23 protein-coding genes, 1 tRNA gene and 2 pseudogenes are annotated in these 22,725 nt (G+C 66.7%); 7 read left to right on the top strand and 19 right to left on the bottom strand.

From position 1 onward, the window contains the following. Positions 1-109: 109 nt before the first annotated feature. From ACQPXB_RS21410 to ACQPXB_RS21380, 7 genes are all read right to left on the bottom strand, one after another. A complete protein-coding gene (locus ACQPXB_RS21410) occupies positions 110-307 on the bottom strand; it encodes an integrase core domain-containing protein (protein ID WP_432856725.1) in 198 nt (65 codons plus the stop codon). Positions 308-851: 544 nt separating this feature from the next. Then, the gene (locus ACQPXB_RS21405) at positions 852-1,631 is read right to left on the bottom strand and encodes a transposase family protein (RefSeq protein WP_432854918.1); all 780 of its coding nucleotides are present in this window, start codon (positions 1,629-1,631) and stop codon (positions 852-854) included. Between the two features lie 52 nt (positions 1,632-1,683). After that, entirely contained in the window at positions 1,684-2,004 is a 321-nt protein-coding gene (locus ACQPXB_RS21400; RefSeq protein ID WP_432855021.1) for a hypothetical protein, read from the bottom strand. Between the two features lie 12 nt (positions 2,005-2,016). Beyond that, positions 2,017-2,277 (bottom strand): hypothetical protein, encoded by a 261-nt coding sequence (locus ACQPXB_RS21395; RefSeq protein ID WP_432855018.1) that lies wholly within the window; start codon positions 2,275-2,277, stop codon positions 2,017-2,019. Between the two features lie 62 nt (positions 2,278-2,339). After that, positions 2,340-3,605, bottom strand: a complete 1,266-nt coding sequence (locus ACQPXB_RS21390; RefSeq protein WP_432844952.1) for an IS110 family transposase — start codon at positions 3,603-3,605, stop codon at positions 2,340-2,342. Positions 3,606-3,899: 294 nt separating this feature from the next. Then, entirely contained in the window at positions 3,900-4,181 is a 282-nt protein-coding gene (locus tag ACQPXB_RS21385) for a transposase (RefSeq protein WP_432855015.1), read from the bottom strand. A 46-nt stretch (positions 4,182-4,227) separates the two neighbouring features. Beyond that, positions 4,228-4,545, bottom strand: coding sequence for a hypothetical protein (locus tag ACQPXB_RS21380; protein WP_432855012.1), 318 nt, complete (start codon positions 4,543-4,545; stop codon positions 4,228-4,230). A 383-nt stretch (positions 4,546-4,928) separates the two neighbouring features. Here ACQPXB_RS21380 and ACQPXB_RS21375 point away from each other — a divergent pair, with 383 nt between their 5' ends. Continuing rightward, on the top strand, positions 4,929-5,144 hold the full coding sequence (locus tag ACQPXB_RS21375) for a hypothetical protein (RefSeq protein WP_432855009.1): 216 nt from the start codon (positions 4,929-4,931) through the stop codon (positions 5,142-5,144). A 322-nt stretch (positions 5,145-5,466) separates the two neighbouring features. Here ACQPXB_RS21375 and ACQPXB_RS21370 read toward each other — a convergent pair whose 3' ends face one another. The 3 genes from ACQPXB_RS21370 to ACQPXB_RS21360 form a co-directional block, all read right to left on the bottom strand. Further along, positions 5,467-5,865: a nuclear transport factor 2 family protein gene (locus tag ACQPXB_RS21370; RefSeq protein ID WP_432855007.1), complete on the bottom strand. Its 399-nt coding sequence runs from the start codon at positions 5,863-5,865 to the stop codon at positions 5,467-5,469. A gap of 420 nt (positions 5,866-6,285) precedes the next feature. Further along, positions 6,286-6,359 (bottom strand) — tRNA-Met (locus ACQPXB_RS21365). Between the two features lie 223 nt (positions 6,360-6,582). Further along, positions 6,583-7,338, bottom strand: coding sequence for a TrmB family transcriptional regulator (locus ACQPXB_RS21360; protein ID WP_432855004.1), 756 nt, complete (start codon positions 7,336-7,338; stop codon positions 6,583-6,585). A 162-nt stretch (positions 7,339-7,500) separates the two neighbouring features. On the opposite strand from ACQPXB_RS21360, the gene ACQPXB_RS21355 reads away from it, so the two are divergent. Genes ACQPXB_RS21355 through ACQPXB_RS21345 form a run of 3 tightly spaced genes read left to right on the top strand, consistent with a single transcriptional unit; the run spans position 7,501 to position 10,157 of the window. Continuing rightward, positions 7,501-8,577 carry a phenylacetaldoxime dehydratase family protein gene (locus ACQPXB_RS21355; RefSeq protein WP_432855001.1) on the top strand — a complete coding sequence of 359 codons (1,077 nt, stop codon included), beginning with the start codon at positions 7,501-7,503 and terminating at the stop codon, positions 8,575-8,577. A gap of 29 nt (positions 8,578-8,606) precedes the next feature. After that, positions 8,607-9,542, top strand: a complete 936-nt coding sequence (locus ACQPXB_RS21350) for a carbon-nitrogen hydrolase family protein (RefSeq protein ID WP_432854999.1) — start codon at positions 8,607-8,609, stop codon at positions 9,540-9,542. A gap of 54 nt (positions 9,543-9,596) precedes the next feature. Further along, positions 9,597-10,157, top strand: a complete 561-nt coding sequence (locus ACQPXB_RS21345; protein WP_432854996.1) for an NADPH-dependent FMN reductase — start codon at positions 9,597-9,599, stop codon at positions 10,155-10,157. 342 nt (positions 10,158-10,499) lie between these two features. Here the strand turns inward: ACQPXB_RS21345 and ACQPXB_RS21340 are convergent. Further along, positions 10,500-10,971, bottom strand: a pseudogene (locus tag ACQPXB_RS21340) (helix-turn-helix domain-containing protein); the annotation flags it as partial. Positions 10,972-11,426: 455 nt separating this feature from the next. Here ACQPXB_RS21340 and ACQPXB_RS21335 point away from each other — a divergent pair. Then, positions 11,427-12,521 carry a Vms1/Ankzf1 family peptidyl-tRNA hydrolase gene (locus tag ACQPXB_RS21335; RefSeq protein WP_432854993.1) on the top strand — a complete coding sequence of 365 codons (1,095 nt, stop codon included), beginning with the start codon at positions 11,427-11,429 and terminating at the stop codon, positions 12,519-12,521. Between the two features lie 444 nt (positions 12,522-12,965). On the opposite strand, the gene ACQPXB_RS21330 is transcribed toward ACQPXB_RS21335, so the two are convergent. The 3 genes and pseudogenes from ACQPXB_RS21330 to ACQPXB_RS21320 all read right to left on the bottom strand — a co-directional run bounded on the left by ACQPXB_RS21330 (position 12,966) and on the right by ACQPXB_RS21320 (position 14,643). Then, entirely contained in the window at positions 12,966-13,691 is a 726-nt protein-coding gene (locus tag ACQPXB_RS21330) for a PIG-L deacetylase family protein (RefSeq protein ID WP_432854990.1), read from the bottom strand. Positions 13,692-13,875: 184 nt separating this feature from the next. Further along, positions 13,876-14,024 (bottom strand): annotated as a pseudogene (locus ACQPXB_RS21325) (IS256 family transposase); the annotation flags it as partial. Between the two features lie 163 nt (positions 14,025-14,187). Continuing rightward, positions 14,188-14,643, bottom strand: coding sequence for an amidohydrolase family protein (locus ACQPXB_RS21320; RefSeq protein WP_432854987.1), 456 nt, complete (start codon positions 14,641-14,643; stop codon positions 14,188-14,190). A 471-nt stretch (positions 14,644-15,114) separates the two neighbouring features. Between ACQPXB_RS21320 and ACQPXB_RS21315 the strand changes: the two genes are divergently transcribed. Further along, a complete protein-coding gene (locus ACQPXB_RS21315; protein WP_432854984.1) occupies positions 15,115-15,966 on the top strand; it encodes an NmrA/HSCARG family protein in 852 nt (283 codons plus the stop codon). A 168-nt stretch (positions 15,967-16,134) separates the two neighbouring features. Here the strand turns inward: ACQPXB_RS21315 and ACQPXB_RS21310 are convergent, their stop codons facing one another. Together ACQPXB_RS21310 and ACQPXB_RS21305 are read right to left on the bottom strand one after the other, a co-directional pair. Then, on the bottom strand, positions 16,135-16,380 hold the full coding sequence (locus ACQPXB_RS21310; protein WP_432856722.1) for a methylated-DNA--[protein]-cysteine S-methyltransferase: 246 nt from the start codon (positions 16,378-16,380) through the stop codon (positions 16,135-16,137). A 15-nt stretch (positions 16,381-16,395) separates the two neighbouring features. Next, on the bottom strand, positions 16,396-16,644 hold the full coding sequence (locus ACQPXB_RS21305) for a methylated-DNA--[protein]-cysteine S-methyltransferase (protein WP_432854981.1): 249 nt from the start codon (positions 16,642-16,644) through the stop codon (positions 16,396-16,398). Positions 16,645-18,010: 1,366 nt separating this feature from the next. On the opposite strand from ACQPXB_RS21305, the gene ACQPXB_RS21300 reads away from it, so the two are divergent. Further along, a protein-coding gene (locus tag ACQPXB_RS21300) for an IS3 family transposase (protein WP_432854978.1) occupies positions 18,011-19,170 on the top strand; the annotation gives its coding sequence in 2 pieces (ribosomal slippage) (positions 18,011-18,289 and positions 18,292-19,170; 1,158 coding nt in all). A gap of 233 nt (positions 19,171-19,403) precedes the next feature. On the opposite strand, the gene ACQPXB_RS21295 is transcribed toward ACQPXB_RS21300, so the two are convergent. From ACQPXB_RS21295 to ACQPXB_RS21285, 3 genes are all read right to left on the bottom strand, one after another. Continuing rightward, on the bottom strand, positions 19,404-20,183 hold the full coding sequence (locus ACQPXB_RS21295; RefSeq protein ID WP_432854975.1) for a transposase family protein: 780 nt from the start codon (positions 20,181-20,183) through the stop codon (positions 19,404-19,406). A 71-nt stretch (positions 20,184-20,254) separates the two neighbouring features. Continuing rightward, the gene (locus ACQPXB_RS21290; protein ID WP_432854972.1) at positions 20,255-20,848 is read right to left on the bottom strand and encodes a hypothetical protein; all 594 of its coding nucleotides are present in this window, start codon (positions 20,846-20,848) and stop codon (positions 20,255-20,257) included. Further along, on the bottom strand, positions 20,845-22,689 hold the full coding sequence (locus tag ACQPXB_RS21285; RefSeq protein WP_432854969.1) for a type IV secretory system conjugative DNA transfer family protein: 1,845 nt from the start codon (positions 22,687-22,689) through the stop codon (positions 20,845-20,847). Before ACQPXB_RS21285 ends, ACQPXB_RS21290 begins: the two co-directional genes overlap by 4 nt. Positions 22,690-22,725: the final 36 nt, after the last annotated feature.

The following is a 22,725-nucleotide window of genomic DNA, read 5'->3' as shown; positions in this document are numbered from 1 at the left end:
AACTCCGGCGGATACCCACGACGTCCCATACCACCCTCTCAAGATCAAGTGGCATAAGAATCCAACAAACACACTCTGTCAAACCCGGGGCAGACCATCTCGTTGTCTGTCACCGAGCCCGGGCAGGCTCGAAGGGTTGATCGTAGCGTGACGCTTGGTGGCCGGCTTCGGTCTGGGCTGGAGTGCGCTGGCCGAGCTCGCCGTGGACACGGCGATGGTTGTACCAGTCGACGTATTCGGCGACGGCGATCTCGACATCACGAACTGATTGCCAACCGCGGCCACGGACAGCAGGGTTATGGATCAATTCTCCCTTGAACTGCGAATTGAATGCCTCGGCTATTTGGGTCAAGGGTTCCCAGTCTTCATTGTTGTGGATCGATTACCGGAAGGAGCTTGACTTCGTACCAGATTCGCCGGCTTTCATTGAAAGAGCGCACTTGCGTGGCCTAAATGAAGCGTTATCTGACTTGGGTTTTCGCGTTGTTGAAGTCTTGTTCGATAACGACGCACCTAATGGGGAGCGGCGCCTCCTAGTGGATCTGACGAGCGCACTCGGGGTGACAATGGCTCACGCGGGGAGTTGGCCAGTGTTCAACGATCGCTTGTGGGACGTGTTGACAAGTGAAGACAAAGTGCCGCTTGCAGTAGTCATAACCGGCCTAGATTCAATGACAAAGAAAAACTTACATGGATTTGTAAAAATAGTTCACAACCTTCTTTCGTTAACTGAAGGCGTAGGCCTTCAAAGCGGAGAAGCAAACAGGCAAGTCGAATACTTTTTCGTCGGAGATTGGGGCTAAGTGATGTCTCGTAACTGATGCTGTTGTTGGTGTTGCTGGGTGTTGCGATCAGCCAGCGAGGAGGATGTTGTGCAAGTGTGCGATTCCGGACACCGTGTCGCCCAGCGTGATGGCGGCGCGCCGGTAGTCCCGCAGGATCTTCCAGCACTTCATCCGCGCCAGCGCGTGCTCGACACGGGCCCGGACCTTGCGATGCCCGGCGTTGAGTTCTTCCTTCCATTCCGGAAGATCGGTGCCGTCGCGGGGCTTGCGGTACGGCATGTTCACGTTCGAGTTGCCCTGGTAGCCACCATCGGCCATCACCGGCCGGTCGCTGATTTTCTCCTCGATCCCGCAATCGCGGTAGACGGTGCAGTCGTTGCGGTTGCCAGGCCAGGGATCACCGGTCGCGATGACCAGCCTGGTGTCGGCATCGATGGCGACCTGCACGTTCGCCGAGTACCGGTAGTTCTTCGACGGTGCCGCCAGCCGGTGATCCCGGGTCGGAACCAGGGTGCCGTCCACGATCGCGACAGCATCTACCCGGCGTTTACGCACCGGAGCCAGTGCGAGCAGCGGGCCGATCGTGTCGATCACCCGATGGGCGGCGGAGTGCGAGACCCCGAACAGCGGGCCGATCTGCCGCATGGTCAGGTTTGTCCGCCAGTAGGTCGCGACCAGCAGGACCCGATCGGCCAGGTCCAGCCGCCACTGCCGGCCAGGCCGCCCGTCGGCGATCTCCCCACCACCCCGTTGCGCCACCAGCCGCACCAGCTTCCTGAACTGACCTGGTTCCAGCCCCGTGAACGGGACGATCCATTCCGAACGCGATGCCGAGATCACCTGCACAACTACATGATCAACGATCACTGTGGCCGGGCTTAAACCGGGTTACGAGACATCACTTAGGGGTGTAGTTGAGCATCGAGACGAGGATGCGGCCGGTGCTGGTGCGCATGTCGGCTTCGGTGACGTGGTCCCAGCTGTCGAAGTTGTCGTCGGGGGCGGTCGTGCGGACGTCGAGGATGACGGGGACGGTGGTGCGTCGGGCGGTGCCGATGCCGATGACGCCGTTGCCTCCGGAGATGAGGTCGTTGATGAGGGGCGTGGTCCAGAAGTCCGCCCTCTCGAGGCCGGTGTCGGTGAAGTCGTTGCGAAGATCGTCGCTGGTAAGGCCCAGAAGGCGGTGCCTGCCCAGGATGCGCGCGCCCCCCTCGCGCACACCATTCACGACCTACCCGACGAAACCCAGGTCCACCACATGCCCGAGCAGCCACCCACCAGCACTGACCCCGACAACGGCACCCGGATCGCCTACGCCGAACTCGACGTCTTCGCCGACTACAACAGCTTCTTCGTCCAGGACGAAACCGCCCGGTTCGCCCCCGACGGCTTTATAGAACCAGGACTCCGACACGGTCAGAGCCCGGCAGGCGACCGCGTGCGGCACCTGGTGGGTGGTCCTCTGGTCGGCGATGAACGCGGCCAGGCTCACCGCGTCGCCTCCTTCACCCACCCGACCACGGATCGCTTGAGACCTCCGATGTCGCCAACTTGTCAAGCGGCTAGGGGCTCAACGTGTGTCGGGCGGTGCGGGAAGGCTTTCACGGGGTCATAGGTCTGGCCGGTCTGCAGGCAGTGGTGGAGCTGGCCGAGCATGCGGTTGAACAAGTGCCGCAGCGCGGCGGGGTGCCCATCACCGCGCTCACGGCGACGCAGGTAATGCTCGCGGGCCGGGGACGGTCGCGCGGCTGCGGTGAACGCCCACGAGAATCCCACCGCGGCGAGCCGGTTGTTCTTGGTCCGTCGTCGCACGACACTGCGGGACTTGCCCGAGGCGCGGGTGACCGGCGCCGAGCCGGCGAACGCCTGCAACGCCCGGTCGTCGGCAAACCGGGCACGGTCATCACCGACTTCCGCGAGCACGATCGCGCCGCTGATGTCGGCCAGGCCGGGAAAACTGGTGATGATCGTGTAGTCCGGGTGCTGGCGGAATGCCTCGGTGACCGCGGCAGCGAGTTGCTCGATCGACTGGCACACGGCGTTCAACACGTCCAGCAGCGCCAGGGCTTCGACGCGCAACGCCTGCTCGACCAGCCGGTCGTGGCGCAACTGCGGGACACGCAACGCCGCCACGATCGCGGCGGCTCGGGCCGGGATATTGCGCTGTCGGCCGCCGCGGCGCAGCGCCGTCTCGACTCGCTCGGTCGACGCGCGCTGCGCCTCGGCCGGGCTGGGCGCGAGCGCGAGCACGGCCCGGGCGTCGTTGCTGGCCAGCTGGGTGGTGGACATCCCCGATCCCGCGCCTGAGCCCGGCCCGAACGCGGCCAGAAACCCGGGGTGGTACTCGCGCAGCCGGGCCCGCAGTTCCTGCACCAGCTTGGTGCGTCGCCACACCGCGTCCTGGTGCGCCCGCGCGAGCACGCTGATCGACCGGGCCAGGTCGGTGTCGTCGGGCAGCTGGCGGTGCAGATGCGCGTCGGTGCGCAGGATGTTGGCCAGGGCCATCGCATCGTGGTGGTCGCTCTTCTTTCCTGACATCGAGGTGCGCTCCCGATATCGGGCCACCGCCAGCGGGTTGATCGGATAGACCGCCCTCCCGGCGGCGCGTAACGCGGCTACCAGCAGGCCGCGCGGGGTCTCGATCGCGACCGGGATCGGCTGCTCCGCGCAGTCGCCGGCCTCGGCCAGCATCGCGGTGAACTCCGCGAACCCCTCCGGCGTCTCGTTGATCCGCCGCTTCGCAACCAGCCTGCCCTCCCCGTCCACCAGCGCAACATCGTGATGACCTTCGGCCCAGTCCACGCCGCAGAACACCGACACCGAATCTCCTTACACAGCAAGGGAAATCACCGTCCGGTCCGAGCACCGGTGAGAACGTGCGGCGACCTAATAGCAAGGCTCGAGGGCCTGACCTCCGATAGAGCCGTTCACGATCCCAGCACCCCGCAGGGACGTCGTCGTTCTCAGCAGAGGGCTCACCGGCCCAGCACATCAAGGACGTCACCCTGCAAGCGGCTCGAACCATGACCGAACCCTTGATCACCACACTGCCGAGGACGGGCCAGACACGCCGATACGCGCCGGTCTCAAGCAAAGCCTCAACGGGCTAAGACATCACCAGGCGGCCCGTCCACCGACAAGACCTATTAGGACATCGCGCTCCATCCGCAGCTCGGCGTTCTCCGCCCGAAGCCGGGCCAGTTCAGCCCGCTCGTCGCCGCTCAGGCCTTCACTCTCGCCACGGTTGATCTTGCCCTGCTCGACCCAGTTCGCCAGAGTTCCGGCATGAATCCCCAGGTCAGCAGCTACTTGGGCGATCGGTTTGTTCGTCTCGCGGACAATCCGGACAGCTCCTTCACAGAACTCCCGATCGAACTTCCGCCTCTTCTCGGGCATGACACATGATCCTCATAGGCCATGCCTCCACGATCTTGGGGGAAGCTCATAGCCCGTTGCGGCGTGGGTCTTGCTGCCGTAGTGCAGCGCCCAAATCGGCTCCGCGAAGCCGCGCCTCGGCCAACATGGGCAGGATCAGGGTGGTGCCGATTCCTCCCTCCATGAAACCGTACCGGGCCGCGTCGTGGGGAGGGCAAGGTGTCGAGAGGGGCGAGACGCGCAGGGCGTCGTGCACCTTCACCTGTCGCGCAGGTAGATCGACCCTGCGAACGGCCACCGGCCCACCAGTGCTATCCACGTCGAGCATTTCAGGTCTGCCGAATTCGACACCGATACCGAGCGGATTTTCGACGTCCGCCTGCACCGCAGCGATGAGACGCACAAAGCGCCCCGCAGTCGCGCTGTCCTGGACGTATCGGCCGAAGCCAACGCCACCGTCGGATCCTCCGACTCAGTTCTGACACCGCAGGAAAGAGGGAAATTAATGATGCTGGGCGTCTACCGAGCCGTCGTCCTGGATCTGTGGTCACCGCGTCGCAAGCTCCGCACACGCTGGATCGGCTACAGCCTCTACGCCGAGCTTGCGGTCCGAGTCGACCACACTCCCACCGTCGATCAAAGCCCACCGGCTCACCACGATCGTCGTAGGCTGAAGTGAACGGTGCGCACTACGCCGATTGAGGCGCGGTCGGTCGCTCTGCGCTGGGGCGGCGGTAAAGCAGGGACAACTGCAACGGAGGGCAGCCGATGCATTTCGAGCAGGACATCAAGCCACTGTTTCGCGAGCAGGACCGCGATGCGATGAACTTCGCCTTCGACCTCTGGTCCCTCGACGACGTTTCGGGGCACGCTGACGACATCCTCGGCCGGCTCCAAGCGGGCACAATGCCCTGCGACGGAGCATGGCCCGACGAGCGTATCGCCGTCTTCCGCCACTGGATCGACGCCGGCAAACCCGCGTAGGCACTCCCCAAGCCGGCCCTGTTACCCAACTTCGTGCGCATCCGTGCAACGCGGTGGAACGACGTTGGAGGCCAAGGCCTGGCTGGCGTCGCCGGAGGAACTCTTGACGTTCCGGCGCCTATGACAACGGAGCCGACCCGCCGGCCGTGCACTACAGGGCGGAAGTACCGCGCCGACCTCCTGGCGCGGCCGGCACGCCGGCAAGTTCGAGGTGAAGTGGGCCGACCATGCGGCCGTTGAGGAACGAGTCGAGTGAAGCCTGCTGGCGGACGAGCGCGTCCCTGCGAGCAGAATTTCTAACCGGTGCTAACGACTGGCCGGGTCAAGAGCCGAATACGGTCATGGTGCGGTGCGCGAAGAACCACTCGCCGTCCACGCGCACGACCCGGTCGTCGAACCGGGCAAGTGCGGCGACGCGAGGTGTCTTCTGCCTCGGCGGCTCGACCGACGTCACGACGAGGTAGCTCCAGACGCTCGCGGTGTCGAAGTCGATCTTGGTGATGAGGTGGTTCGCGGTGTAGTGCCGGTTGCCGAGCCGCGCGGGCTCGAAGTCATTCAGCCATTGGGCAAGCGTCTCACGGCCTTTGCCGACGCCCGTGAAATTCTCGAGCTCACCGTCGGGGGTGAAAGTATCGGCGAAGCCCTGCAGGTCGCCAGTGTCGACCGTTTGCCAGTAGCGAGCGGCCAGTTCGAGGATGGCAAGCCGATCTTCGGCGCTCACCTGTCGGCCATCGGGCACACCTCCCAGCGTCGGGCGCCATTGTGGCGGCCGAAACGCCGCGTGGCAAAGCGGTCCCGTTCGCGCCGCTGGTGGAGGCTGGATCGCTGTGCGATGAGTGCGCTGGCCGGTCGACCTGCCCACCGCGACGGCGGGGCCCGCGCCCGTTCACCGGGCGAGTGATCAGTGGGCGATGCCGTCGATGAGTGCGCGGCCGCCCTCGCGGAGCAGGCCGGGGTCCGACGAAGAACCCCAGGGCTCGTGGGCGCCAAGGCTCGTCGTCAGGGGCACCGGCGGCGGCCGGCCGCAACACTTAACCGTCGAGGACTACATGGGCCCGCGCGCAACCACCGCCCGGGCGAACCAGCAGGTCAGCGTACAAAAGCCCGGCCTGCGCCATGGGCAAACCGGGCCTTTTCGCGGTAGCGGGGACAGGATTTGAACCTGCGACCTCTGGGTTATGAGCCCAGCGAGCTACCGAGCTGCTCCACCCCGCGTCGTAGGTCGAGAGGCTACACGGGGTGCGTGCTGGCGGCGGACCCAGTCGTCCAGGTCGGCCACGGATCTCCGGATCCGGCTACATTCGGGCGGAAGGTCCGGGTCGTGGCACGACCGAGCATGGCGTGACGATGGGAAACCGCGCGCCGCTGTTCGACGTCAGGCCATCGTCGCGGTGGCCCTCGCTATCGATCCGCGCGAGCTCGCGGGAAGCTGCTCGCGTCAGGAAGTTGGAGTGCTGACCGTCCACAGCACCTCGAAGAGGTTCGCCTGGGTGCGGGCGTACTCGCGGCTCTCGATCATCATTGCGAAGTTCTCGGTGCGCGAGGACATGATCGCCACCGCTTCTTCACCGATGTAGGTGGTCAGGGTGAAGATGTGCTCGGGTGGGGCGAAGCGGACGTTGCGGATGTCGGCGCCACTGCTGGGCCAGTCCTGGTCGGTTTCGCGTTCCGGTGAGCGCACGACCCGCAGCGGTGTCCCGCGGCGACGGCGGTTGGCGATGTATTCGTCCATCACGGCGGGGCCCGGCACAGCCATCAGGTCGTGCATCGAGAGGATGCCGAGCAACGGGCAGTCCCATTCCAGCGTCTCGAACAGGGCTGCCCGCATGCCGGATTCGCCCTCCAGGTACCGCACCCTGGGGCGGCTGCCCTGGGTGTCGCGCATGGCCCGTAGCTCGGGCACGAGCCCGTCAAGCAGCTGCTTCCGGGTGGCGAGCTCATCGAGCAGCACACCGGGGTCGGCCGCGGTGAGCACGCTGCGGCCGCGGCCGGCGGGCCGTCCGGTCGGGCCGACTTCGGTCATGGTCACCAGTCCGCGGTGAAGAAGGCGCTTCGCGATGTCGTAGCCGTTGGTGCGGCTGAACCCCGCGCGTTCGGCAGCTTCCGCGACGGTCGGGCGGGCCAGCTCGAGCACCGCGAGGTAGAACTGCGCCTCCTTGGGGTCGAGCCCCGCCGACACCAGCTGCTGCCACATATCGCCTCCTCAGTTGTCGAATTTTGACGACATATTATGTCACCTCGCATCTTTTTCGTCGTCTTGACCACGCATATCTGCCCCTCTAGCTTGGAATAAGACCTCCTGTCGCCTTGGGCCTATGATGTCAAACCATCTCGACAGAGTGTCGTCGGAGAAGCCGTGAGTGAGGAAGTCATGCCGGAGTTCCATGTCCAGTACGAGCGCAGTCTGCCGATGCGCAGGCCGGAGGGCTTCTGGCCGCGCGTGCCGCGCTACTCGGTGCGGTGGGGGCACCCCGTGCCGGCGCTGGTCGCGGAGTACTTCGGTTTGCAGGGCGCCGCCCTGCGCGGTGTGCAGGCGCGCGAGTTCACCCGGCTCATGCGGGAGTTCCTGTCGGTGCCCGTCGGTCCCGGTGCGGTCGAGGTCATGGACACCGAGTCCGACGAGACCGGCCGCCCATTGACGGTGGTGGTCGCGTACTGGACGTCGACCGCCGTTCACGCGCGGTGGACGTTCGGGTCGGCGTGGCGGAAGTGGTGGGAATCGCGGGCGCGGCTCGAGGACGGTGTCGGGTACTGGCGGGAAACCGTCATGTCCCCGTACGACCGGCACGAGACCGTCTACTCGCGACCGAACTACCGCGCCGGGTTCGGCCGCACGCCCGGCGCGCAGCTCGTGGAAATCACCACCAACGGCTACTTCGGTGCCGCGCGGGACCGCATCCCTCTTTCCGCGATCGACGACCTCACGTCCCCGGAGGGGCCGAAGGTGCGCCGCGAAGACCACGGTGATCCGCAGGGCCGCCGGGTGGCCACCGTGGTGCCGCACAACTTCGCGATCATGCGTTCCGGCCAGTTCTGGCACGATTCGGAGCCGGCTCAGGCGCAGGACTACGAAGAGTCGCTTCGCCCCAAGCTGGACACCGGCATGGCGTATCTCGCTGATCACGACGATCTCGGGTGCGTTTACCTGAGGCAGCTGACGAACCTCGACGACGACTTCCGGTCGCGTCGTGAGACTTCGGTGCTGTGCGGGTTCCAGGAGTATTCGGGACTGGAGCAGTGGGCGGAGGGGCATCCCACCCACGCGGCGATCTTCGAGCACGCGATCCGGAAGGGCGTGGAGTACGGGTCCAGGCGTGATGTCGTGACCTGGCACGAGTTCTTCATCGTGCCGGGCGGAAACCTCTTTGAGTACGTCAACTGCGCCCGGGGCACGGGCCTGACATCCGTCGAACCGTTCTGGGTGCGGGGGTGACCCCGTTCGCGGGCCAAGGAAGGAACTGGATGAGCAGGGTGAAAGTAGCGGTCGTGCAGGCCGGGACCACGGTGTTCGACTCCGCGGGAGCGGTGACACTGGTCGACCAATGGGCGGAACGGGCCACTGCCGAAGGCGCGCGCCTCTCGGTGTTCCCCGAGGCGTTCGTCGGCGGGTACCCGAAGGGCACCGCCTTCGGTGCGGTGGTGGGAAATCGCACCCCCGAAGGGCGTGACGAGTACCGGCGGTACTTCGAGGCGTCCGTCGAAGTACCGGGGCCGGTCACCGAGCAGCTCGGCAACATCGCGCGGCGGCACGGCATCCATCTGGTGATCGGCGTTATCGAGCGCGGGGGCAACACCCTGTACTGCACCGCTGTGTACTTCGACGAGGTCGGCACTCTGCTCGGGAAGCGCCGCAAGCTGATGCCGACCGCCGCGGAGCGCCTCGTGTGGGGATTCGGCGATGGATCCACGATGGAGGTCTACGACACGGCGATCGGCAAGGTCGGTGCGGTGCTGTGCTGGGAGAACCTGATGCCCGCCGCGCGGATGGCGATGTACCAGCAGGGTGTGCAGCTCTACTGCGCGCCGACGGCCAACGGAACCCCCGCCCACCACGCGACCATGCGTCACATCGCGCAGGAGGGCCGGTGCTTCGTGCTGGTGGCCAACCAGGTCATGCGCGTCAAGGACTTCCCGAACGACCATCCGCGCGTCTTCGGTGACGACCCGGAAACCGTGATCTCCAACGGCGGAAGCGCCATCATCGGGCCGCTCGGCGACGTCTTGGCCGGCCCGTTCTACGACAAGGAGGCTCTACTTGTCGCCGAGGTCGACCTCGACGACATCATCCGTGCGAAGTACGACTTCGACGTGACCGGCCACTACTCACGGCCGGATGTCTTCCAGCTGCGCGTCGATCGCACTCCACGGTCAGCTGTCGCGTTCGGGCACTCTGAATAGCTCCTCGATCGCGCCCTGAAACCCCATATTCCCTTCAAACCAGGAAAGTCGGACATGACCAAGATTGCGATCATCCTCGGCAGCACCCGTCCGGGCCGCAACGGCGAAGCCGTGGCGAAGTGGGCCCTCGACATCGCGAAGCAGCGTGGCACCGCGGAGTACGAGCTCCTCGACCTCCTCGACTACGAGCTCCCGCACCTCGACGAGCCGCTGCCGCCGGCCATGGGCCAGTACGCGCAGGAGCACACCAAGCGCTGGGCCGAGAAGATCGCCGAGTTCGACGGCTACGTCTTCGTGACCGCGGAGTACAACCACGCCATCCCGGGCCCGCTGAAGAACGCCATCGACTTCCTGGGCGCCGAGTGGAACAACAAGGCCGCCGGCTTCGTCGGCTACGGCTCCGTCGGCGCCGTCCGCGCGGTGGAGCAGCTGCGCCTCGTGCTGAGCAACCTGCAGGTCGCCCACGTGACGAGCCAGGTCGCGCTGTCGCTGTTCACCGACTTCGAGAACATGTCGACCTTCAAGCCGGCCGAGATGCACACCGGCTACCTCAACGCCACGCTCGACCAGATCGAGGCGTGGAGCAACGCACTCGCCGGCCTTCGCAACGTATGATCCACCGAGGACGGTTTGCCTTTCACGTTCCGCCTCGCGCCCGCCTCGTAGCCGGTGACGGCGAAAGGAAGCGACGCGATGAACGACAAGGTCGAGAACAACACCCGAGGAGTTCAAGGGCTGAGTCAAGGAAGCCGTCGGCAACGTCACTGACAACGAGCAGTGGCAGGACGAAAGAACAGCCCACCAGGGCGAGAGCAACCTGAAGAGGCCGCTGACAAGGTCAACGACAACGTCTAGACGTGAAGGATTGAGCACAGATCTGGGGATGCTCGGGGCCACATGTGGCCCTGGCTTTCTCTTGTTCGCCGAACTTGGAGGGTGAACAACTACTTTTCCGGCACGGCTGTAACTGATTTCGCCGATCCCGATCCTGCGGAAGCCGGCCAGTCGATCCACTCGCGCGTCGATGCCGGCTCGGGCTCGGGTAATGATCGAGCGGACGGTGGGCCAGGCGATCCGCATGAGCTGCCCGACCGCGGACCTCGATGTCACGGTCGCCAGCCAGGCGACGGTGTCATCGAACACGCGCGTAGGCCCAGCACCATGCCGAGCCCAGGGCACCGCGCTGACCGCGACCCCGTGCTGGCGACTCCGCACCCGGGACGCGTCCGCTTCGACGAACGCCCGCACCGCCCCACATCCGGCGCACGCCACCGCCGCCGGCTCTGCCCGGGTCATAGCGCGGGCAGCGTCGCGAGCACACTCCGCACGGTCACGATCCCGCCGCCCGGACGCGCACCGCGGCCACCAGCACCTGCTCGGTCTCATCGAACTCGACTCGCTCTACGACCGCCGTGCCCACACCCAGCAGCCGACCCCATACCTTGGTCGAGGGCGCGCCGTTCTCCGTCTATCTGATTTCTGTTCCTCGACTGCTCAGAAACCCAGACCCAACAACGACGCGCCCCTCCGCTACCAGGGAAACCACCCACACATCACGACGAGGAGCCATTTTTGAGCCGCCGCGGACTCTGCCTGGAGTCTCGCACCGGACTTTGCGCGCAGCGTCGGGCTCGATGGAATCGCAGTCGATGACCCGAGCGGCTCGGCGACGCCTGGGCCCCGGCGCTGGATGCTGACGCACCGACCGTACTCGTCGTACGCTGCGACCCGGGGGTCCTGCCGATTCCCCCGCACGCGACGTTCCAGCAGCTCAAGTCCATGACCGAGGCAGTGCTAAAGGGCCGGCGCGTGGCACCTCATCGCCCAGCGACTCGAGACGACGGCCCAGGAGCTGCTGCCGTCGAGAACTGAGAGGAGTCCCCTGTGGACACCACTGGCCTGCGCCCGCTGACCACCACAACCGGGCCGTTTGCGTCCGTGCACTTCGACGAATCGCACGACAGCGCGGACGCCGCGAAGCAGCTTCGGCTGCGGCTCAGGGAGATCGAGGCCGCGCTGACCGAGCAGGGCGCCGACGCACCGAGTGTGGCGGCGATCCTTCGCATTGTCGAGGCCGGCGCACCCCCGGTCGGCCGGGCCGGGCGGAGCGTGATCGCCGCGCACGGTGAGGTCGTCGCCGACCGCCGGCTCGCGGCCCCGCCCGCCACCCAGGAGGCCAGGTACTCGGATCTGCCGTACTTCCTGCCCGTGATCACGCACAGCGCGGACGCCCCCGAACACCTCGTGGTACTCGTGGACCGCCTCGGCGCGAACGTCGAGGTGCACCACGCCGACGGCACCACGCGAGAGGAAACGGTTCAGGGCCGTGACGACGAGGTGCACAAGGCGCGCACGGGCGGCGTGGATCACCGGGATCTGCAGAACCGCATCGAGGAGACTGTGCGGCACAACCTCGAGGACGTCGCCGCGCACATCACCAAGACCGTCGAACGCACCGGCGCCCGGCTGGTCGTGCTGGCCGGCGAGGTCCAGTCGCGGACCGAGCTGCGAGACCTGCTGCCGGAAGGGGTCCGCAGGATCACCACCGAGACCGAAGCCGGCGGTCGCGCGCAGGGCGCCGACCGGGCCGAACTCGACGAGCGGATCCACGAGCTGATCGCCGGCTGGCACCTCGTCCAACTGGACGACCTCGCCGCGCGCGTCCGGGCCGAACTCGGTCGTGGGTCCGGCCTCGCCGTCGGCGGGCTGGAGGCCGTCACTGGCGCGCTGGCCGAGGCGAACGTGGCGACCCTGCTGGTCGGCGACCCGGGTAACGCCGAGGTGCTGACCGGCCCCGAACCCGCGCAGGTCGGGGTGACCGAGTCCCGGCTGGCCGCGCTCGGTGTCCCGGACCCCACCCGGCACCGGGCCGACGAGGCCCTGCCGTTCGCCGCGGTGGCCGTGGGGGCCGACGTGGTGGTGATGGACGAGCGGATCGACCTCCCCGACGGGTTCGCCGCTCTGCTGCGCCACCCGTGAGAACCGGGTGGGGCGGGCACTAGTCAATGAGCGACGCCTGCCCGCAGGTGCGCTCGCCGTCAGCAGCAAACCCCTCGACGGCGCGCTGGTTGACGCCCGGGAAGTTCCTGCAGGGGCTGATGCTGGCCGCGCGGGGACGGGCAAGCCTCCCGCGCGAAGACGGTGTGGGTGTGCTCGCTCGCCGACTGAATCCTTTCGGGCGCCCTCGACCTCGATCGCCTCGGCGAACTGCCCGACAACAACGTGATCGCGAAGCTCGACGTGGCGAAGGGCATCGGCGTCTGGGCCGCGGACATGTTCCTGATGTTCCACCTGCACCGCCCCGACGTGCTACCCGTGGGTGGCCTGGAGCCCGCCGCATCGTGGCCACGGCCTGCCGGCGGCGCCCACTCCCGCCGAATTGACGCCACTCGCCGAACCGTGGCGCCCGCCGCGGTCACCGCGTCAAAACACGATGACCTCGGCAGTGACAGCAAACCGCACACCGAGCCGCTGGCCCGCCGCCTTTCCCGAAGACTCGAGGTACTCCCGGGGATCGGTCATCGGCCCCGGCTGGAGCCCGCGCAGGTATTCCACATGAGCTTCAAGAGAGGCGACGCCGTGGTCGAGAAAGTCCGTCGTGTCGATGCCGTGGGTCGCTTCAGGGCTGTTGATGACAACGATCTGGCGCACCTGCCACGGCTGAAGCCCTTCACCGAGCAGTTCACGGAACACCCATCGATTGCCCGCATCGCGCACGCCGTCCAGGACCGCCCGGCCCAGCGCAATGTGGTCGGCCTGATTCGGGGCGCCGGGACCCCAGCGATCGTGGTAGTTGCCGGTCACGACCACGTCGGGTCGATGCCTGCGCACGTTCCGAGCAATGTCGCGACGCAGCGCGAGTCCATATTCCAAGACACCGTCCGTGTGACCAAGGAATTCCACGGTGTCGACGCCGACGACGGCCGCACCCGCGCGCTCTTCAGCCTCACGCAGCGGTCCGACAACATCCGGTTCGATGGCGTCAATGCCCGCTTCGCCGCTCGTCGCCAGGCAGTAGACGACTCGCTTTCCCTGCGACGTCCAACGGGCGACCGCTGAGGCCGTACCGTACTCGAGATCGTCCGGATGCGCGGCGATCGCAAGCGCGGTCGACCACGATTCATCCAGCGGCACAAGCAGTTCGGCCATCCTCGGGTCACCTTTCCCCGTGTCGCCGACAGGCTAGAAACCGGCCCCATTGCCGGTCACGTCTCGCGACAGCCCTCAATGTAAACCTAGTGACGGCGGACCAAAACCCCGCCACCCGCAACTGAAGCGCGAACTGGGTCGCCGAATCCGGACTGTCCCGTGATCGGTGTTTCCGGCGGGTCGCTCAGTAGGTTTCGGCTCCCGGCCAGCGGTCACTGAACGTGATGGCGGAGGCGTTGATCATGGGGTTTCCAGCGCATCGTCCATCGCGCGCGGCCTGCCGCGGGTGGGGTCCCGGATGCGAGTCACAAGATGCAGACACATCACACGCGCGTGTTCACCACGTACAGCCGCTCGAGCCGTGAATCACCAATCACGCGCTCGAAATGCTCGTCAAACCGCTCGAATATCGCCCTGACGCACTCAGTCATTCATTCACCCCAGTCGGCCAACTCCGTGCTGGAGCATACGGCGGAAACGGCCGTGTGCTCAGGGGTTACCGCGCACTCGAGGCGAGTGTCCACAGCGGACATCCCCGTCCGGGGAAGCTCTCCGCCTGCAGAGGCAGTGCGCTCAGGCGAACCGAGATCCGGCACCTCCCGGAGCCCGCCGAGCAGTCGGTCACCGAAACGCACTGCGAAGCGACCACCGTGCCGTCCGTGCGCTGATACTCCTCCAGCGAGATCGCGTCCCGCGCGGTCGGGACGCGATCCAGGCGCAGGCCGTCGGCGGCGGGTTTGAAGGGCACCAATGCTGCTGCATTGTGGTCGAGGACCAGCTCGGGTACGCCATCCGCGAGGCCGGGCCCACTGATGTGCTTGATCGCGCCGCGGTACTCGTCGCCGTCGAGGTAGGGGAAGTCCGAGCCGAGTACCAGTCGATCCGCGCCGAACGCGTCGACCGCGGCACGCAGGGCGGCCGGGTAGTCGTGGCCGACGGTGTCGCACCACATGCGACGTGCGATAGTGCTCGGCGCTTTGAGCCCTCCACCTGGAAGTAGCGGACAGAACTGTCCAGGCGCTGCAACAACATCGGCAACGCGCCGTCCAGGTGTGCGACGATGATCTTCATGTTCGGATAGTGCGCCGGCACGACATGTCGGATTAGTTCGGTGACCACCACGGTGTCCTCGATCGGCGCCCCAATCACCCACGTGAGTCCCGCATCTTCGATCAACGTCGATCCGACGCGGGTGCCAGGTAGCTGCGACGCTGAGCCACCCTGTCGCCACCGCGGCTGAGCGCGCAAGAGATCCGCCAGCCGCCACTTGCTGCCGGCGACCTCAGCAGCAGGTGTCAGGCCTGCGTACCACGGAGGTAAACCGCCGAACCGGCTGACGGTAAAGTGTTCCTCCGGGCGGCGCGTCCGAAAGGGAATGGTGACGCAACCGTGAGCTGTTCAGTGACCGACACAGGGGAGTGCGATGCCTGACCGTCCGATTCTGGTGTTGACCGCCACCGGCGGGCAGGGACGTGCCGTCACCGCTGCGCTTCTGGACCGCGGTGCCGAGGTGCGGGCACTGGTGCGTGATCCCGGCAGCCCAGGCGCGCAGGCTCTGCGCGGGCGTGGCGTCGAGGTGGTCTCCGGGTTGCTGGAGGACGCCGATTCGTTGACCGGCGCCATGCGCGGCGTGATGGGTGTGTTCGCGTTGACCACCCCGTTCGAGTCAGGGCCGGCGGCCGAGGTGGCCCAAGGACGGGCGATTCTCGCCGCCGTGCGCGACGCCGACGTGCCGCACCTCGTGTTCAGTTCGGTCGCCGGTGCCGGTCAGCGGACCGGGGTGCCGCATTTCGACAGCAAGGCGATCGTCGAGTCCGAGGTTCGCACGAGCAGGGTCCCCTACACGATCCTGGGACCCACGTACTTCTTCGACAACGCTCTCGGCGATCAGGAACGGATTCTCGCGGGCTCACTCGACCTCCCGTTGCCGAGTGACCGGCCGCTGCAGCAGCTCGCGCGCTCCGATCACGGCGCGTTCGCCGCCGAGGTGCTCGTGCACCCCGAAAAGTACGTGGGCCGGCGGATCGAGCTGGCCAGCGACGCACCGACACCGATGGAGATGGCGCGCTCGCTGAGCGACGCCGTCGGTCTCGAGGTCCGCCACAACCGGTTTCCCCTCGAGACCATCAGCAACCCGGACATGCACGCGATGTGGGAGTTCCTCAACGGACCGGGCTACCAGGTGGACATCACCGCCCTGCACGCCGGTCACCCGGAGATCGGGTGGACCTCCTTTGCCGCGTGGACTCAGCAGGTTTTCGGGTATGCAGCGTGACCGTCGAGGTGCCTCTCCGATCGTCGACACCGCATCCGCGCTGCGGAATCCGGGCAGCGGAGCCTCGGGTACGCACCGCGGATACGGCGTCGGATCAGGCTTGCTCCGTCGGCTGAGGCGATAGGTCGTACAGGGCCGGCTTGCCGGCGTCGCGGCACCTCGACGCGGTCACCGGTCCCCATGGATTCCAGACCCGCTTGGCAGACGACGTTCTTCCAGGTTGAGCAGGAAGCGTTTGCGGTCGACACTGCCCGCGTATCCGGTGAGGCCGCCGCTCGCGCCGACCACGCGGTGGCACGGCACGACGATGCTGATCGGGTTCCAGCCGTTGGCGTTGCCGACCGCCTGCGCGGCGCCGGGGTCGCCCAGCTCGGCGGCGAGCTCGCCGTACGTGCGCTTCTCGCCGTACGGGATCTTCGTGAGCAGGCCTCACACCTTGCGCTCGAAGCCGGACCCGCGTGGCGCCAGCTCGAGGTCGAACTCCCGGCGTTCGCCCGCGAAGTACTCCCCCAGCTGCCGGATCGCCTCGGCGAAGCCCTCGTCCGAGCGCGGCCCCAGGCTCGCCAGGCGCGGTTCGCGCTTGTGGCCCTCGAAGTAGAGCCCGACGAGCGCCGTGCCGTCCGCGACCAGCGTGGGGTCGCCGACCGGCGACGCCGCGACCGCGTATCGAACGCCCATGCCCTCGTTCCCTTGTCCTTGCGTCGCACCGGGTAGGGGCGCAGGCTCGCCGAAGTGTTAGTTCAGCCCTGCGATTGTTCCCCACCAGCCAGTTGCTGTTAGCGCAGATCGCACTTGCGCCAGGCACTGCGCTGGCCCACGCCGCCTGAGTGCTCACCCTCACCGAGCGGTACCTCGAAGCCACCGCCGTGTTCGACCGTGTGCACGGCTGGGCCGCCATGCGGCAGGCGCGAACTTCGTCGCAGGTGACAGGCGTCGAGACGGTCGGGTGCTCACGCCCGCGTCTTGGCCATCACGGAGGGACGGCATCAGGGGTCTCGCGGGCCAGTCGATGTGCGAGCCGTTTCGCGTAAACGGGGCAGGCTGACGGGTTGCCGGTGGTGACGGCGGCGTAGAGCTGACTTGTTGACCGGACCAAGCGGCGACGCGCCGAGGAGGTCAACACGCCGTGCCGCTGATGCCGTTGTGCGTGCCGGCCGTCGTGACAGCCGCGGGCGCGGCGGCCGCGCTGACCGGCTGGACCCCACGCGACACCGATCGGTCCGCCGCGGTTCGCACCTGGATTCGAGCACGGCGTTTTCCTTGCACCACAACGGCCTTCAGCCCAGCAGTACCCAATCTGATGATCACCTCGAGCCGGCTGACCCCGATCAGGGGCGTTTCCGGGACAGGAGTGATCATCTCGTCACCCGGACAGGGAAGGAGGACGCACCTACTCGGCGGTCCCGGCACGACCGGGCCGGGCGGCACACTTTTCTTGGCCGACGCGGGAACGAGGTCGGCGTCTGTGATCGAGATCCGGGAAAGTTCCGAGCCGCAGGAGGCTGACCATGCACAGTGGTCCGAACCAGTGAGCTCGGCGATCCGGGCCAGTTCTGTCCGCACTCGCCCGGTACGCGCCCGCGGACGTCGGGGTCATCCTCATTTCCGGGACGGCCTTGCCGCTGGACACCGGGTCGACCGGAAAGTGTCCCCTCGCCGGCACAGGTGCGCAACGTGCGATTTCGCCTGGACTAACAGGCCTGCGTCCCCTCACATGAGGTGCACGAAGGCCATCTCGATGTCCCTCCTTGAGCAGTGCCGGACCGGCACCTCGTCACGGCTTGGCCACATCCGGCGGAACGCTCCGGCTCGCTCCGCATCTTCCTCGGGCCGCAGGACATCGCGGCTCTTCGTGCAGCGCTACCGAACGGGGTCGACGAGTCGTCGCATTGCGGAGGGGAGGGTTGAGTCCTCGGGCATCGCGTCCATCAGCGTCTCGTTCGCGTCATCGCACCCCGTTCCGCGTTGATGCCGGGGGGGTCTGCCCAGGGTCTGGTTGACACCTCACCTGTGAGGCTTCGGCCTCGCATGGAAGGATGTCACCGTGCCCAAGCCCTACCCCCGTGAGTTCCGTGACGACGTGATCGCTGTGGCCCGCCGCGGCGAGGTCCCGTTGAAGCAGGTCGCCAAGGATTTCGGGATCTCCGAGTCGTGTCTGGCCAACTGGCTGCGCGCGGCCGATGTCGAGGACGGCACCCGGCCCGGCGTGACCCGGGATGAGTCCGCTGAGCTGCGGGAACTGCGGAAGCGGAACCGGTTGCTGGAGCAGGAGAACGAGGTCCTGCGCAAGGCGGCGGCTTACCTGGCGCAGGGCAATCTGCCGGGAAAATAGTCTTCCCGCTCGTCCGTGACCTGGCTGCGGCCGGCGCCCCTATGCGGGTGCCGGTCGCGGTGACGTGCAGGGTGCTGGGGATCTCCCGGCAGGCCTACTACCAGTGGTGTTCGTCCCCGGTCTCGCAGCGGGACTGGGACGACGCGCATTTGATCAACGCCGCGCCCGAGATCCACTCCGATGACCCGGCCGACGGCTACCGGTTCATCGCCGACGAACTCGCCCGGCGCGGATTCACCGCCTCGGAGAACCGGGTGTGGCGGATCTGCTCGATGCAGCAGATCTTCTCGCTGCACGCCAAGAAGAAAGGACGTTCCCGCAAGGCGGGTCCGCCGGTGCACGACGACCTGGTCCGCCGGGACTTCACCGCCACCGCACCGAATACCAAGTGGCTGACCGATATCACCGAGCACCCCACCGGCGAGGGCAAGCTGTATCTGTGTGCGGTCAAGGACTGCTACTCCAACAAGATCGTCGGATACTCCATCGCCTCGCACATGCGGGCCTCACTCGCCGTCAGTGCGCTGCGCAACGCCATCGCGCTCCGAAACCCACGCGATGTCGTCGTCCACTCCGACCGCGGCGCCCAATTCCGATCGGTGCCCTACCAGCGCCTCCTGCACGCGCATGGGCTGACCGGGTCGATGGGGCGGGTCGGCGCCTGCGGTGACAACGCTGCGATGGAATCGTTCTTTTCGTTGCTGCAAAAGAATGTTCTCGACACCCGGAGGTGGCGCACGCGTGAGGAGCTCCGGTTGGCGATCGTGTCCTGGATCGAGACAAAGTACCACCGCAAACGCCGCCAACGCGCCCTGGGCAAGCTCACCCCAGTCGAGTTTGAGACCATCTACACCACCGCAGCAGCGGCCTGAGAAACAGCCAACTCCGGTGTCAACCGAAGTCTGGGCAGACCCCTGCTACACAGCTCCTACTGTGTAGCAGCATGCTGCTACACGCCAGAACACTAGCGCATAGTGCCGCGCAGTGCCGCAGGGGGCCGGAGAAAATGACACTACTTTTGTCAATACTGGCGGGGCACCAAACGGCTGCGTTCTAAGGGATGTCTCGTAACTGGTGTTGTGGTTGGTGGGGCTGGTGTTGCGGGTCAGTGTGCGAGGTGGATGTTGTGGAGGTGGGCGATGCCGGAGACGGTGTCGTTGAGTGTGCTGGCTGCGCGGTGGTAGTCACGCAGGATCTTCCAGCACTTCATCCGCGCCAGCGCGTGCTCGACACGGGCCCGGATCTTGCGATGGCCGGCGTTGAGGTCGTCCTGCCAATCCGGGAGATCGCTGCCGTCACGCGGTTTACGGTAGGGCATGATCACGACCGGGTTGCCTTGGTAGCCGCCGTCGGCCATCACCGGCCGACCTGCCAGTTCCTGCTCGATCCCGGAGTCGCGGTAGACCGTGCAGTCGTTGCGGTTGCCCGGATGCGGATCGCCGGTCGCGATCACCAACCGGGTGTCCGCGTCGATCGCGACCTGCACGTTCGCCGAATACCGGTAGTTCTTCGACGGCGCCGCCAGCCGATGATCCCGCGTCGGCACCAAGGTGCCGTCAACGATCGCGACCGCGTCGATCCGCCGCTTGCGGACCGGAGCCAGCGCCAGCAGCGGGCCGATCGTGTCGATCACACGGTGCGCCGCGGAATGCGACACCCCGAACAGCGGCCCGATCTGGCGCATCGTCAGGTTCGTCCGCCAGTACGTCGCGACCAGCAACACACGATCAGCCAGATCCCGGCGCCACTGACGACCAGGTCGACCATCGGCGATCTCGTCACCACCACGGTTCGCCACGACCCGCACCAACTTGCGGAACTGACCCGGCTCCAACCCCGTGAACGGGGCAATCCACTCCGACCGCGACGCCGAGATCACCTGCACCACACCATGATCAACCAACACCCCCCACCGACCCACACCGGGTTACGAGACATCCCTTAGGCTCGAACCCTTCACTTCGGCCCTTCCGACGTGTGCCGATCCCTTTTGGGCAGGGCACCAGCTGCCTTGTGGATGTCGGTCAGGCAGTGCGCGTGCGTCCACTCCGACGCGAGACGCTCGGCGAACGCGGGGCGCCAGCGGTCGTGCCAGGTTTGGGCGTCGCGGGGGTTCGAGTGGCGGCCCAGGTGGGCAGCGCGCCAGGTGTAGGTGAGGGTTGCGATCTCCGAGAGCAGACCGGGGTGGTCAAGCCAGCAGTCGGGGATCGCCACAGCGCGGCTTCCGGGCCGGCCGACGTACACCTCGTTGTAGTAGTGGACGAAGTGCGCGAGGGTGAACAACGGGGTCTCGCCATCGTTGGCTGAGTCCTCCGCCGCCGGCGGTGGCGGGAAGGCGAGCCATCGCGCGAGGCGCCCCGTGTCGGCGCCCTCCTGTTTCTCGAGCTTGGAGACGCGCTCGTGGAGGTGTTCGAGAAGGCCGCGATGAGCCTGTGCGGCCGACCACAACCGTTCGATCATCGCGTCGAGCTCAGCGCGAGATCGACGAACACCACTGTCGTCGGAATCCGGCTGGGCCAGTTCAGGGATCTCCTCGTCGTCGCCGTTCATTCCCGCGCCTCGCCAGAACGGGTTGCCGCCAGCGCGTCGGCTCCACGGCCGCCCCGGATGGCAGACACATCGGCTTCCAGCTGTGGCCAATCACGGCGTTTGGTGACGTCGATGGCCCTGCCGAGAACCGGCTTGAGATTGCTGTGAAGGATCAGCACTCGCCGGCGAGCCAACGTCCGAATGTCGCCCGGCCGGTACGTCGGCACGGTCTCGAAGCCGACTGACCCTCGTCCGGCGCCGAGCAAGCCATCGCTGTGGTGCTGGTAGGTGGGGCGCCGGTGGTCGGCTGAGATCGTCGACAGCCACTCGAGCGTCCGGTCGTCCTTCAGTCCTGGGAAAATCGAGAGGGTGAGCGTGTTGTCGATCAGCGTCTGGCGCCCGTTTTCGCCGTAGAGCTCGTCGAGTTGGGCGCGAGACTGCGCGGACCAGTGGATCACCACGCCGCGGCCTGCGGAGTCGGAGATGAACCCGGGCAGGCGCGGAATCGGTGTGCCTTCGTAGATTTCGTCGAGGATGGCAGTCATCGGTGGTACCAGGCGTCGGTGTTCGGTGTTGAGCGCACGTTCCTGCGCCGTGGTGATGATCTGCTCGGCGAACGCGGTCAGCACTGGCCGCGCCTGCGGCGCTTGGTGCTGGCCTGCGATCACGAAGACGCTTCCGTGGGATTCGAGCAAGGAATCGACGTCAAAGGCTTCGTCCGCCGACGGCGTGCAGAGCCAGCGGATGTCGGGGTTCATGAAGGGCTCGATCGCTCGGCGAACGCTCATCCAGACCGCGTCGGACGTCTCGGCAACCATCCCGATCTCCGAGCGCAGGTTGAACGCCAGCTGTGGGTACTTCCGGTGAAGCAGCTGCACCGGTTCTTGGTCCGGTGGTTTGGTGATCGCCCAGTTGACCAGGTCGTCGACTGTGCGTCCGTGAAGTGCGGCGGCGAGCAGGTAGGCCTGGAGCACGATGATCGCGCGGCCGCGGAAGACCTTGTCGTTGCCTCCGACGCCTTCGAGGCCCAGGGCGGAGGTCTCGATCAGGGTCTCGGCCCGGCGCAATGCCACGACGGGCGACCCGCAGCCGGCCACAGGATTCCAGCGGACGTGCCGTGGCCAGGACACGGTCCCGGTCATGTCGAGCAACCACGCTGTGCCACCAATCGGCCGGCGCGAACGTGCGAGAAGTCCCCACTCGGCGAGGTCGTCCTTCGTCGTCGACGCGAGCAGCGCGCCCGGCGCGGCGAGCATCTTGTGGACCAGATCAGTGCGGCTCTTACCCGATCGCGTCGGGGCGATGACTCCGGTGGGATTCTCGAGCGAGGTGAGCAGCCGTTCTCGGTGTGGACCGCGGTGCAGCGGGACGCCGATCGATTCGGCCGGCATGCGCCGGCGGTCCCGTGCGACGAGATCCGGTCGTGTCCAAGAAGCGGTCTTGCGCGCTGCCGACTCCGACAGGTTCGTCCGGATGTCCCGACGGCTGGCGTGACCTGCCTCGGATGGACCGAGCCGCCGCCACGCCGGCACTGATACCCCGGCGGTGAGGCTGACGAGAACCAAGAACAGGGTCGAGAAGTACAGGTAGTAGGCGGCCTCGTGACCGGTGATTCCCTCCGACCACGGGGTAGGCAGGTCTCGGCCCGGCGCCGCCGGATCAGTGACCAGTCGAGCGGCGAACTCAGGCCAACGGCTCAGGGGCGGCCAAGCCCAGCTTCCGGTGCTCAGGCCGGTGGTCAACGCTGCTGCGACGACGAAAGTCGCCGCGAGCACGAGCAGGACTACGACGGCACCGACCACCAGGGCAACGAGCACGACATCGCGGTCGAGACCGGCTGCGGCGGTGTGGGTTCGGGTCACGGAGCGCGGCTCCTCCCAGGCACGGAGGGCGCGGCC

Source organism: Amycolatopsis sp. CA-161197 (genome assembly GCF_050942255.1).
In the GTDB taxonomy this organism is placed as follows: domain Bacteria; phylum Actinomycetota; class Actinomycetes; order Mycobacteriales; family Pseudonocardiaceae; genus Amycolatopsis.
The sequence above is the reverse complement of the archived record's forward strand: the minus strand, read 5'-3'. Positions and strand labels throughout refer to the sequence as shown.

What these genes read in the sequence shown, in the direction of transcription:
- ACQPXB_RS21375 (WP_432855009.1), top strand. Translation starts at nt 4,929, where the DNA reads ATGCATTTCGAGCAGGACATCAAGCCACTGTTTCGCGAGCAGGACCGC.
- ACQPXB_RS21315 (WP_432854984.1), top strand. Translation starts at nt 15,115, where the DNA reads ATGCCTGACCGTCCGATTCTGGTGTTGACCGCCACCGGCGGGCAGGGA.
- ACQPXB_RS21305 (WP_432854981.1), bottom strand. Translation starts at nt 16,644, where the DNA reads ATGGGCGTTCGATACGCGGTCGCGGCGTCGCCGGTCGGCGACCCCACG.
- ACQPXB_RS21385 (WP_432855015.1), bottom strand. Translation starts at nt 4,181, where the DNA reads ATGCCCGAGAAGAGGCGGAAGTTCGATCGGGAGTTCTGTGAAGGAGCT.
- ACQPXB_RS21290 (WP_432854972.1), bottom strand. Translation starts at nt 20,848, where the DNA reads ATGAACGGCGACGACGAGGAGATCCCTGAACTGGCCCAGCCGGATTCC.
- ACQPXB_RS21360 (WP_432855004.1), bottom strand. Translation starts at nt 7,338, where the DNA reads ATGTGGCAGCAGCTGGTGTCGGCGGGGCTCGACCCCAAGGAGGCGCAG.
- ACQPXB_RS21320 (WP_432854987.1), bottom strand. Translation starts at nt 14,643, where the DNA reads ATGTGGTGCGACACCGTCGGCCACGACTACCCGGCCGCCCTGCGTGCC.
- ACQPXB_RS21350 (WP_432854999.1), top strand. Translation starts at nt 8,607, where the DNA reads ATGAGCAGGGTGAAAGTAGCGGTCGTGCAGGCCGGGACCACGGTGTTC.
- ACQPXB_RS21330 (WP_432854990.1), bottom strand. Translation starts at nt 13,691, where the DNA reads ATGGCCGAACTGCTTGTGCCGCTGGATGAATCGTGGTCGACCGCGCTT.
- ACQPXB_RS21345 (WP_432854996.1), top strand. Translation starts at nt 9,597, where the DNA reads ATGACCAAGATTGCGATCATCCTCGGCAGCACCCGTCCGGGCCGCAAC.